This is a genomic window from Anthropogastromicrobium sp., assembly GCF_037349415.1.
GTDB classification, from domain to species: Bacteria; Bacillota; Clostridia; order Lachnospirales; family Lachnospiraceae; genus Anthropogastromicrobium; species Anthropogastromicrobium aceti.
On the sequence record NZ_JAXWCK010000012.1, the window covers coordinates 161,907 to 174,336 of the forward strand.

Below are 12,430 nucleotides of genomic sequence, written 5' to 3' on the forward strand. Positions count from 1 at the left end.
ACTTATCGTCCTCCGGCAAACAAGCGATCTTCCGTTTCCGTAATAAAAAACTTTACTTCCAAATTTTGATCCCCTGCCGTTACCATAAATGACCCCATGTCTAACGAAGGGATTCGATACAATTCCGTTTCCGTATACATACCCGGAAATTTGCTTTCCAGCACTGGAATACATGTTGCTGTCTGTTTTCCGATAAAGCGATAGGTAGCAAGATCAAATAAGTCCTGCACGGCTTTCTCTTCTGATGATGCATTATCACCTTTGAGGTTATCTGTAATTAACTGTGTAGCAAAAATGATGCCAGAAAAGTACTTTCGCATTTCACGAGCCATAACTGTCATCTGGCGCACGCAATCAACAAATTGTGCATTCAAAATATGATGCGACTCATCTACCACAACCATACTGTGGATAACATCACGCTCTGCAATTTCTCGTTTCTCATATAAAGCCTTCATTCTGCTTCCGACTCGAACACAATGATCCCAGTACATCATCAATGCATTGTACAAAATACCAGAGCAGATTGCTGGTTCCAGCTTCAACACAGTATAGACATTGAAACACAGTACTTGTATCTGGCTGATGTTTTGGATGCTTGTATGACCATCCAACAAACTTCCATAGTTTCGTACCAGATTTTCGTAAGTGCTGCGTATCTCATCCGCCTGCAGAAGAAACTTCTTTCCCAACTCTCCATGTTCGGCATCTGCTGATGGTTCATATTCCTGAATGCGCCTGTTTAAATAAGATAAAAAATCCGACATGGTGGGATAATATTCTGACGGCAAACCACAAACAGGAGTCTGCTGTGTGATCTTTCCATCCTTTGGAATAATGCCAAAACTTATGTAAAAATCAAGCAGCAGCTTACTGTATGTATTAAGTTCGTTTTGTCCACATTGATTTTGCCGTCGCAGACGATAAATGGCAGTTAATTTGGAAACATGTTGTACCCAACATGTGCCCTCATTCTCGTCTGTTTTTTGAATTTCAAATTCATTAAGGATACCGTCTCTGCCGTCCAAGGATAGATACTTGCCCCCCAATGCCTCCACAAGCGGCTGATATTCGCCAGACGGATCCAGTATGCGAACGTAATCGCCAAACAAAGCCTGCACCTCAATCAGCTTCTTTAAAAGCGTAGACTTTCCACTTCCCATAGCACCATAGACCAGTGCATTGTAGGATAATCGCTTTTTCGTCTTTGTAAACAGATTGAAATTAAAGCTTCCCATTGTAGGAGTTGATCCCATATAGCAACTGTACGGATCAGAAAGGTAGGAGAAGTTAAATGGATTCCCGTCACTGATTGCACTGCCGGGAAGAATCTGACCGTCTCGTGCATTTGACAATTTCTGCTGCCTTTTATATGGCAGTAACAAAGCCTGCCATTCCTGCTTTTGCTCATGCAAAAGTACCGTGCAATGATACTCTGCTGTCTCTACTGCGCTCTGAATTTTGGTGACTCGCTCTTCCAACTCATCCAATTTCTTTGCTGAAACGTATAGTCGGATTGTTACAAAGCGAAGTGTCTCTCCCTGATTTGCCACGGCATCTCGCAGCTCTTTCAGTTCTTGATAACGTCGCCCTGCGTCCATCTGCTCTCCGTCTTTATGCTCCGTTTGAAAACGAATCTTTTGTTCCGTAAAAGAACGATCTATCATTCGTTTCACTTCTCGTGTATCAGCTATTCCAAAGTCTGCCGACACAATCAAATTGTTTTGATTGACAAGAGGGGACAGCCAATGCGAATCCAGTTCATTTTTCCAATCATAGATTGTCAGAATGGCTCCGTAATTACTTCCTGTTCTGATGTAAGCCGAATGAAAGCGAATCCCGCCTGCGGGCTGAATTGCAGCCAACAGACGGGAATCATATCCATCTCGATCCATCGTTTCTTTTTCTTCCAGTTTGATCTTGTTAAAAAAAGTCTGTTCTGGATTCATCATCTTTGTTAATACTTCTATTTTTTCCTGTCTGGTGATTGACATCACCAGACGGGCATCCTCTAGGCGGGCAATCGCTCCACCTCTTGCATCGGAAAGTTGCTCTGGGGAATCGGTATATAGAAACAAGTAATATTCTTTTCTTTGCCGATTTTTTTCCAACCACTCCAGCTCCATTCTCCTTGCCCTCAATGCCTTTCTTTTCCACTCATGCTGACAATTTTCCAGTTTATGGGAAACAAATGCTAATTGCTCCGTACAGCGTTCCGGCATATTCACGCAAACCAGTTTAATATCGGAAGGGTATCTGCTATAAAACTGCTCCATCTTCAAATTTTCATATTCCAGATCCACTTCTCGAATGGATTGAAAGTCTGTACAGATCACACGAACCAAATCCATGCATCGACCCCCTTGCAGTTTGAAACATGAATTTTTCATGTCATATTGCCGAATCTCGAACAGGCTTTCCATTCCGGCAATCGTTTTTTTTGCTTTTTTCATGTTCTGTCCTCCCTGTCAGATTTTGTCCATTGGCTAATCATATGGTAGGTTTGTTCATCCTCTTTCATTATCAAGAGAAAGATTTGCCACACCTGTTTTCCCGGATTGCTTTTCGGACGCTGCAATAACGCTAACACAACAACTACGTTGTAAACGATATAGACAATCTTCAATCCGTCTGCCACAATCGCTCCAGTCAGAAAATACATGATTGCCGGAAACAAAATCAACCCCATCAAATCCTTCAGAAAAAGACTTCCGCCAACCTTAATTTCGGCTTTTAAGTCTTTCGTTACATGATATGCCATTCTTTCCTCCCGGCGGTTCTTGCGCCTTTATTCCTGCTTGTTTTCTTTTGGTGGCTCACTGATTTGAGTGTGTCCGTTTCGGACACGCTTTTCTGAATCCGATGGCAATGACTGATTCAAGCTTTTCTGTCCACGACTGCCTAAGCTTTTTTTGCTTTGTGAAGCAGTCTTTGCCTTTTGCCCAGCAGTTCTTTTTGAAACATTTGAGAATGATTTTTCATTGAAAGGTGCATCCTTCATTTCTGGATTCAACATCTTGTGGTCTTGTGTGTTTCTCTTACCAGTTCTTGTATTTTGAGTGTGTCCGTTTTGGACACGCTCAGATGATTTCCCTGGCATATCCGTATATCCACTGCCGGATTTTCCATTTGAACTACCTTCCATATCCGCAGCAACAGAATTAGGAATTTCTTCTGATGCGAAATATGTACCAGATAGCTCCCCATTTGCATCTGCCGATGCAAGTGATGGCTCTCCGTTTGTTCCTGTTTCTTCAGAAGTAACCGTTGGCTCATTCCCTCCATCTATGCCTTCTGACATAGCCGATGGCTCATTGCTTCCATCTGCGCTTGTCGAGGAAACGGACGGCTGATCGTTCTCTCCAGCCTGTCGCATTTGATCGTCTTTCCTTCCGACTGCTGCATTCGCTTCTCCTCTTTTTCCTGATTTAGAAGCGCCTCCCGGTGGCTCATTGCCTCTTTGCTCTGTTTTTTCTGCTTTCTTCTGTGCTGCTGACTCTGACTTACTGTTTTCGCCTGTAGTCTTTTGCGTTCCTTCTGCTGTAGCCTGCTTGTCAGATGGAGTGCTTGCCTTTCCCGGTGGTTCATTTCCTGTTTTGCTACCAGCTGCCTCATTTGCGTGTCCGTTTCGAGCATTGCTATTTTGAGCATTGCCATTTTGTGACTGATCACCAGATGATGATTCTTTTCCAGCTCCCTGAGTTGATTCTGACTGGCTTGTTGGCATTTCCGGCATACTCTGTGTGGCATCACCTGCTCCTGCTGCATTCGTTGGTACCGCTTCTGCATTAGCAACTGACGAATCCGCTTGTTTTTCTCCACTTTCTGTGCCAGATCCTGCGGAAAAATCTGTGCCTGACTGCTCGTTTCCTACATCCTGTCTGTTTTCAGTCTGCTCGCTAGGATTGGACATTTGCTGCTCCGAAGTCTGTGTGCCTCCCGGCGGCTCTCTCCTTGCATTGTCTTCTGATCCCTGTCCTCCGGGATTTCCAGCACCTCCCGGCGGTTCTTGTGCCTGCTGTGATCTTCCATTTGTTCCTGCCGCCTCCTGCATTCGACTTTGCTGTGCCTGTCCGCCCGGATTCAACATGCTTTCGCCTGCTTTTTTTGCAACCCCAGCAGCTTTTTTTGCGGCTCCTGCTCCTGCTTTCGCAGCTCCAATACCAGACTGCATCAAATGCATTGCTCCCATGGTTTTCATCATACCATCCTTCACGCCGACATCAATTCCCATGACACGCTCAACAACATCTGGTCCATCAATCATTGCAACACCACCAAATGCAATCATTATGATTCGGATGAAATTATTGGTGTACTGGCTTGCTACCCATATTTCAAACTCTCTCCAAATCGCAAAGCCCCATATCATAATAGATATGCTCCAAAACAGATTCAAAAGATATTGAAGTACTTGTTTCGTTTTTTCACCGGATACCACATCACCTGACAATATGTATGCCAAAATTTCGCCATATATCATGTCCCAAATCAATCGAAACAAACGATATGATGCAAAAATCAACACCAATGAATTAACAATTAACTCACCAATAATCGCCATGAAGTGGATGGAATACCGATAGTAAAGCGGTGTCAAAAGTCCAAAAAAGCCTTTTCCAATCTTTTTATAAGTAACCTCACCACTTGCCTCATCTACTACCATGTAATACTTAAAAACTTTAGCTGTTTTCTTCTCTACCTGCTCGTTGGGATCAATGTACTTAATCGTCGCACCTGAGAAACAATTTGGTGACTCAAAACTCCAGTCATTGTTTTTCTGATACAATAGATCAGTAACATTTGTGATTACGGTTGTATCTGCAACACTGTTTCCATTCGCCATGAAAACAGTCTGCTCTATCTGAAGCAACTGCGCACTCAAGCGCACTCCGCTCGGAAGCAGCATTACTACTGCCATTGTGATAACTAAGTTTTTCAAAAAAGGGGGACGGTGTTCTGAATATAGAAACACCGTTCCAACTGCCAGAATTGTAATCAAAAAAATGGCAGACCATATCGGATAATAAACTCCCAGTTTATCGGCAAATGTCTTTGTAAAGTCTAGTGCTTGAAAGACAGCCTCCCACAGTCCCTGACACATATCACAGATACCATGCAACAGCTTAATGATTTGCCATCCAATCCAACGTATCACGTTAGATGCGACATCACTCTGCTCAAAATATTCAGCATAGTTATACAAGATATCCTTGTAGTCCATACACGCTCACCAAGCCTCCTTTCATGCCAGTCCCAGCTTTCCTTTTAACTGTAACAGTAGATTATACTTTTCCTTAAATGGAATGCTCGTACTGTTTGTTACTTGTACCAGAAGTTCTCCTGCTGTACAGGTTTGATTTAGTAACTTAAAAATTTCAATATCATATTCTCCCAGTTTTTCGCAAAACTGCAAAAGTTGTTTTTCATGTGTTGCCATTTCTTCATCTTCCGATTGCGCCATTGGTGTATCCCACTGATACAACTGTTTCTTTGCCAATTTCTCTTTTTCCTCTTCCATCTGCCGGTATACTTCATCCAAGTCTTCTATGTCCTCCTCTAATGCTCCTCCGTCTTCCATTCGCTTTATTTCATCCTGAATCTCTTCCATCTGTTTGGGAAGTTGTGCAAATTTTGCAGCTTCAAAGCTAATATCGTAATCATACATCATCTCATCTGCACGAACGGCTTTCAGTGTTGGCAGATGCAACGATTCTTCTGATACGGTATCTGCATCAGGAAAGTACTCTTGTAAGTACTGGTAACGATATAAAAAAGCACGTCCTTCCTTTCGTGAATTAAAGATCGGACGAGGTTTAATCTTATTTCCCTGCATATCGCGACGATACATGGTTCGCAAAACCACATTTTCACCCTCCTCCAAATCCATCAGTTCTCGCGGATTAAGTAATGGACGTTCCTCCAGCGTTTCCGTATAACTCTTATTGAGTGCAAATCTTGTTCCTACTCGATTTACATTTGTGATTGTCTTTGACCCAAGCAATGATGAAAACAGTTTTGCCGTTTCTTCCTCGCTTGTCTGAAGATAAACCTGATTACCGCAGTTTCCTTTGATGATTTTCGCAGCTTCGCCATATTTCAGCGTCAGCTGCGCATCGGTCTGAATGATCAGATTAAACGCCATGTTCAGTCCCAAACAAATTGAAAGTTTAGAATCCAAATTTTCAATTGGTGGAAACTGTGCAACCTCATCTAAGTGAAAGATGATTCGTCGGTCACACTTTCCAGACGGACTTTGCACACAGGCTCTTGCATTAGCCTGATACAGCTGATCAATCATGGAAATAGCAATTGCATCCTTTGATCGATCATAAAAAGGGACTTGAAGGAAAAGAGCAATTGGCTTTTTTCCAAAGCCAAGTTCTTCTGGTGAAAAGGTGCTTTCTCGCGTCAGCTGCTCCATACCACCAAACGTATATTGACTCAGCTTTGTCAACATCTGACTGAAAATACTGCCCTTTGTTTTATCTCCCGATACGTTAATACTGCTATATACAGCTCTTGCACGATCAAATCTGCCTCTCAAATCAAAATATTCATCCAACTTCGTTTTATTTTTACCTGCTGTCTCTCCAGCAAGGTTCGTAAACATATTCATCACGGATGCCATGTTGTTTTTCCTTGCATTTGTTTCCTGTACTTCAAACGGGACATCATCCGGTATTACTTTTGCCTCTAAAACACACTGGACAAATGTTTTTTCTTTGCGCAGCTCTTCATAACTTTGATTTGCTTTCTTTTTTTCTTCCTCAGTTAGCTGCTCATAAGCCTGCCGCTTCGTAAGATACTGCATAGCCAGCTTTGCATTTTCTCTCTTATCCTGTCTCAAGCAATCAACAGTATGTGCCATAATCGTTGCCACTAACGCACTGGTCGCGTTTGATAGGAAGAAATCAGAATTATCATCGCTCTTTCCACCTGCACTAGCAAAATGCGGATAGGCAAATGCTTTACACAAAAGTTCTGCATCTGAATCTCGTCCCTGCTGATAATAACGTGTAATCAGATATAGTGGATTGTATCCAACACCGCGCATTGGATTTTCCAAGTTGATTGACATTACCTCGTATCCACGATCCTGAAATGCTTTCGTACACATCTTTCTCAGATCAAACTTCATATCCAGTATAATAAGTGACGGTTGCTTTTCACTGCGACTGTAACTATCCAGCATACGCAGCGAAAAAACTTCTCCTTTTCCGGCTCTGGTAATCGCAAGAATCAATGCATTGGTTGCACTTTCATCCAAATACATATAGCCGTCTTTACTTGCAACCGGAAGTCCACCATTTCCCGGTATCCTCTTAATACTTCCGTCTTCATTTTTCTGAGGAATTTCCGATACTGCCGGATACTGCTCCTTGATTTCTTCCATTGTTGTGAAACGGCTGGTTCCTTTTTGCCCTGCCTCCAAACTACGAAAAGCATTGCGAAACCGATATACGTTCAATATTGCTACTGCAATCGCCACAATAACCAAAAAAATATACACTGGAGCTAAAGCCGGATAAAAAGTCGTTAGACAACTCCAAGAAAAACAGTCTGTTAAATGTCCTTTACAGAATCGAATAAACGTATTAACCAATACATGCAGTACAACAAGCAACAAAAACTCTGCTGCAAGTGTCAGCATAAGTACCCACTGTGGCTTTTCCAGAAGTACATTTCCTTTCAGCATACGATCTGATTCCTTCATCTGGTCTTTCCATTCCTGTCTCTTTCCCTGTTTTTGCTGCTTCTTCTGCTGCATGTTTTCTCCCTCCTTTGCCTGCTCATTTCCAAAACAGCTTTACTACAAACCACAGGCTGCATAAAGTACCGATTACCATACCTATTACACCAAATATGTATAGAACTTTCTGCTCTGTTTGTTTTGAAAATGTAATTCGTGTAATGACAGTTGCACCTGCTACTATTCCAAGAGCAAAGCCAATACTAACTGCCATTCCACTCACCATTATTGTAAATATAATCTTAATAAAATCCATTTTATTCTGAGAAGGTATGCAGGCACTGTCATACCTTCCCTTTCTCCCTTCGCAGTACTCAGAATGTTAACGATGCACCTGCTGACGCAGCAATATTAAAAGCTGACATGATAATTGCAGTTCCAATAATAATGTATGGAACCTGCTTTCTCCCTCTCGCCTTACTCTCATCATCTCCAATCAAAAATTTGCTTCCAAGAATCAGTAATGCAATTCCGATCAGCACTGCATTTCCTGCTGCCTGATACTCGTGTGCTAATGTCGAAATTGCCGTAAAAAAGTCGGTTAACGATCCTGCTGCTGGTAACATTACATTCATTGTATTAGTCATCATTCTTTTCTCCTTTTCCTTTGCTTTCTTTTTTCGGTACGGTAAGCCATGCTCTCGGTTTCGGACGATATTTTGCTAACAGACCAATCATAATAAGTCCGAGTGCAACGCTTCCTGTCTCCAAGAACAGCAATACCAGATCCTGCCACGGCATTCCTGCTATTGTGTTTTTCGTGTCCGAATCGGACACGCTTGCAGTTGTCGGTTCCGTTATAGGCTCAGTTGTCGGTTCTGATTGAGTCGGTGCTTGCGTTTCAACAATTGGTTCTTCCTTCTGTATCTCCTCATAAGTAACATTTGCTGTAATAAGATAGCCTGTTACGTCCGACACATAACGACTGGTATAGCGCACCATTGGTAGATCCGCTTCTGCCACTTCTCCAGAAAACCATGCACGAGAGCGCTTAATCATTCGATTTCCGGTTGCTTTCACGGTTTTCCACCAACCGCCATTCTCATCCTGCCAGCCGTCACTATCCCATGCGATTCCAGTAATCTGATTGAATGTTCCATCCAGATTCAATGATTGCAAAATTTTACTTTCACACCCGTCAAACCACGGACTATCATCAGATGCTGCCGGAAAGGTTTCATCACCGACTTCAAATACCCATTGGCTTGTTTCATCGTTCCATCTGTACTTTACCCATTGCTCCAGACCGCCTTCCCACCAACCTGCTCCATCATCTTGTAGATCTGTTCGCGGAATATTACCATATATTGTTTCTCCTGTTATATCATCGGTCGATTCAATATCAATGGCTTCTGGAATTTCCTGCCCCTCCAAATAGGTACGATCAACTGAGACTGTCTTACTTCGCCCACTTTCTGTCCACTCTTCTTTGGAGGTATCCACAAGTGTATAATGCAGTCCATCTACTTCAATTTCCTGCTCTGGATTATATTCTGCATATGCCCATAGATTGGTGCTGCTTTTTCTATATTCCTTCGTCAGCTCTGTGATTTGATACTGGGTATCTTTTAACTGATACTGCACCCCATTCTTTTCAACCCGGTCTGGAAACGCATGTGAATCCTGTGTATCGGCAAGATAGGTATATGTTTCCTGCCAAATTTCCGGAGAGGATGTTTCTTCATTTGATGCAAGAGTTTTCGGTGTGTCCGATTCAGACACGCTTTGAACCTCTTCATTTGCATCTATTGTCCATCCTATGTCAGAAGCCGTGTCCGAAATGGACACGGCTTCTGTTGCATTCTCTGCATATGCTGGTGTCGTTGCCAACAGCAGACTGCAAAACAATATAAGTTCTCTTCTTTTCTTTCTCAAAGATTTCTAACTCCCTTCCCGTGTCCGAATCGGACACGAAATAAACGGCTGTTATCAAAGCGTATCAGCCGATTGTGTTTTCTTTCCAGCCGACACAACCGAAGTCAATCCGACTCCAACAAATGTCCCTGCAAGAAACAAGCAAATACCACCTATCAATAATGTACCAATGCTAACTGTCATGTTTTGTCCTCCTAGTTAATTACTTGCTGTTGCCAACTGTTTAAGTAAGCGTCGACCTTCTGTTTCGAGCTTTGCAATCGCGTCAATATTGTCCTCTGTTATTGGATCAGGCGGAGTATTGATATTTACCACTTTCAACAAGAATGCTTGAAACCCCGATGGTATGTTTTCACAGTGACCATCACCGGATAATATACTATAGCCGATATGGGTATAATACATAGTTATCTCATAGCGGATTCCATAATATCTGTCCCTATTTGAGATATCAATTGCAAAAGGTTCTTTAACAGGGGCGATGTTTGATGATTCCATGATTGCTCTATCGAGTTGCTTTATTAAGCTGATCGTTGTAAAAGCATCCAATGGATAGTAGACCTTTTCGCATTCAATAATAGTAGCTAAAGCGATATAGATCTCAGAGTATTGATACAGTTCTGACCAATGGGCGAATATATATTTACTTCTTTCACCAAATTCGCGAGTGCCAAGAGGATAATCTGGATCAACAGTTTTGATCACATCATTAAGGTGATGTAACATTTCATCCTGCCAACTGTTAACAATGTTGATGTAATCGTACCTTAATACAAGTCCACTCCTGTTTGTAAAATGGGTGAAAATCTGGCGTAAAGGTGTGACATCTCTGATCGGATAATCCTTGAGGATCTCTACACATCGCGCAAGAGTTGACTTTAATTCTTTTGGAGATATAGTCTCCTGTTTCGATGCCTGCAACTGCGTCCCGTTTTCAGAACACAGTTCTTCCAAACCGTTATCCTGTTGCGACATTTTCAGCTTCATAAATAAAAGTTCTGTTTCGTATTTTAACTGTGAATTGAGAGGTCTATAATATTCTTCAATAACATCGTTAATAAAATCACTTAAATTGGCTTTATTTTTGTCGCAAGCTCCATTAAGCATAATATCTGTAAACTGATTCGGTTGAAAGATCCTTCGATTTATTTTTTTCATAAGTCTCACTCCGTCTAAAACAGCATCAAGTGTAAGCTGTGTGTCATATGTCAGAAACTGTAGCATATCAAGATAAACAAGATTACCGCTTTGTATTTTTGACTTGCATATCTCAATTAGATCGTCGCGAATATCAGGCGATCTAAAAAAAATCCGAATTAACATATTGATTGTTGGACCATAACCTAGTCCGTGTACTTTCTTATTTTGGTACAAGGCTCCTGCATTCTCGTCGGTAAGATCAACTGATATTTTCTTGCTCATTCCTTGATGCCTCCTTTGTCTTTCCTTATTTTTCTTTGACTTCTGCATAGGATCTGTAGCATTCATCAGCTTCTCTATTATTTTGATACAACTCTGACTTTTTCAAGATCTCTATATCTGGATGTTCTTGCATGATTTTTTCAAACCATTCAATCTCATTCTTCGTTCCCATCAATCGAATCTTTAACATCAGTTTTCTCCTCAGCATGTGGATCTGGAATCAAATCTCCATCCAAATATTTTCCGCAAACAATCGTTCTATCAAAACTATTTGGCACACAGGTAGAAAATGCTATCACATGACCTTTTTCCTCCAATTCAACGTCTCCCTGCATACTGTTTCGCAGCTTTAATTCACTTTGCCATTTGGAAAAATCTTCTCCCCAATAGTCAAAAGACCGCTGAAAAACATCTGCTGAGCGGTGACACTGAAAAATTGAAAAAATCTGATAGCGATAATTTCCATCTGGTGTCAAGATCCAGAAATATGGTTCTTTATCATACAAATCTTGATCCTTTAATTGAGCAAGATCAGACAACATAGATCCGTCACGGACATTATGACCATAAATTACGGAGTACGGAGAAGAGAAATCGCCAGCCATTCGGTAGTCCATGAAAATTGATCCAGCTTTTGAATCACTTGAAGATAAATCATATGTGCGATGCACATAATATTCATTATCTTTTGCCTGCAAAACCGGGTAAGAAATCTGTGGCAACCCCGTAAAGTAGACCCATCCGATAATATCCTCATTGATGTCTTTTAATACATCCCAATCAACATCAAATGGTATTTCTGACTCAGATGTTTTATGGTGCTTTTTTCTTGTGTCCAATTCGAACACGCTCTCTGTATCCGTTTCAAGCTCAGGAGTCTGCAAAATTTCATCTCGTAAATTTTCGTATAACTCCTGATCTTCCAGATACTCATGATAATATTTCCATAAACGAAATCCAGAATAACCAGCTACGGCAACTGCCATAAGCAATAGTACAAGCAAAACTGCCTGTGTAACTTTTCCTTTTTTCCCCGTTTTCCTCATCTCATTTACCATCCCGTTCCTGCAAGTGAAACAATCAGGCATAAAATGCCAATAACAAGGCTCAAATTTCCTACAATTGCTGCTATCTTATGAATAATGGAAGCCTTCATCGCTTCCCATGTCGTATCGTGAATCTCAAAAACTCCGGCATACGCTCGAAGCAAAATGCCAACAAGCGTAAATAAAATTCCAGTTAGAAGCATTTTCCCCTCCGTTCCGTGTTGTTTTGTTTCTTTTTATTACAGTCCCGACTCTTCATCGGGACTGCTTTGGAATTGTAATAATTTTGTGTTGTGTCTCGTGTGTTATATTTCGTATGTTTCTTATACGGATT

12 protein-coding genes are annotated in these 12,430 nt (G+C 41.5%); all 12 read right to left on the reverse strand.

The genetic code is table 11. The annotated features are described in order from the left end of the window. Positions 1-2 precede the first annotated feature (2 nt). Positions 3-2,453 (reverse strand): hypothetical protein, encoded by a 2,451-nt coding sequence (locus WJP93_RS01570; RefSeq protein WP_337546474.1) that lies wholly within the window; start codon positions 2,451-2,453, stop codon positions 3-5. Further along, entirely contained in the window at positions 2,450-2,761 is a 312-nt protein-coding gene (locus tag WJP93_RS01575) for a DUF5592 family protein (protein WP_337546476.1), read from the reverse strand. Before WJP93_RS01575 ends, WJP93_RS01570 begins: the two co-directional genes overlap by 4 nt. A gap of 27 nt (positions 2,762-2,788) precedes the next feature. Then, positions 2,789-5,224 (reverse strand): hypothetical protein, encoded by a 2,436-nt coding sequence (locus WJP93_RS01580; protein WP_337546477.1) that lies wholly within the window; start codon positions 5,222-5,224, stop codon positions 2,789-2,791. Between the two features lie 21 nt (positions 5,225-5,245). Next, positions 5,246-7,771, reverse strand: coding sequence for a type IV secretory system conjugative DNA transfer family protein (locus tag WJP93_RS01585; protein WP_337546479.1), 2,526 nt, complete (start codon positions 7,769-7,771; stop codon positions 5,246-5,248). A gap of 22 nt (positions 7,772-7,793) precedes the next feature. Next, a complete protein-coding gene (locus tag WJP93_RS01590) occupies positions 7,794-7,967 on the reverse strand; it encodes a hypothetical protein (protein ID WP_337546481.1) in 174 nt (57 codons plus the stop codon). Between the two features lie 100 nt (positions 7,968-8,067). Continuing rightward, entirely contained in the window at positions 8,068-8,343 is a 276-nt protein-coding gene (locus tag WJP93_RS01595; RefSeq protein ID WP_337546483.1) for a hypothetical protein, read from the reverse strand. Continuing rightward, on the reverse strand, positions 8,333-9,628 hold the full coding sequence (locus WJP93_RS01600; RefSeq protein WP_337546484.1) for a hypothetical protein: 1,296 nt from the start codon (positions 9,626-9,628) through the stop codon (positions 8,333-8,335). The genes WJP93_RS01595 and WJP93_RS01600 overlap by 11 nt, the downstream gene beginning before the upstream one ends. 54 nt (positions 9,629-9,682) lie before the next feature. Then, positions 9,683-9,811, reverse strand: coding sequence for a hypothetical protein (locus tag WJP93_RS01605; protein ID WP_262536554.1), 129 nt, complete (start codon positions 9,809-9,811; stop codon positions 9,683-9,685). Positions 9,812-9,826: 15 nt separating this feature from the next. Further along, positions 9,827-11,050: a hypothetical protein gene (locus tag WJP93_RS01610; RefSeq protein WP_337546488.1), complete on the reverse strand. Its 1,224-nt coding sequence runs from the start codon at positions 11,048-11,050 to the stop codon at positions 9,827-9,829. A 25-nt stretch (positions 11,051-11,075) separates the two neighbouring features. Beyond that, complete coding sequence (locus WJP93_RS01615; protein ID WP_337546520.1) at positions 11,076-11,222, reverse strand: hypothetical protein; 147 nt, start codon at positions 11,220-11,222, stop codon at positions 11,076-11,078. Beyond that, a complete protein-coding gene (locus tag WJP93_RS01620; protein WP_337546490.1) occupies positions 11,206-12,108 on the reverse strand; it encodes a class B sortase in 903 nt (300 codons plus the stop codon). The genes WJP93_RS01615 and WJP93_RS01620 overlap by 17 nt, the downstream gene beginning before the upstream one ends. Beyond that, positions 12,102-12,299 carry a hypothetical protein gene (locus tag WJP93_RS01625; RefSeq protein ID WP_337546493.1) on the reverse strand — a complete coding sequence of 66 codons (198 nt, stop codon included), beginning with the start codon at positions 12,297-12,299 and terminating at the stop codon, positions 12,102-12,104. The genes WJP93_RS01620 and WJP93_RS01625 overlap by 7 nt, the downstream gene beginning before the upstream one ends. Positions 12,300-12,430 lie beyond the last annotated feature (131 nt).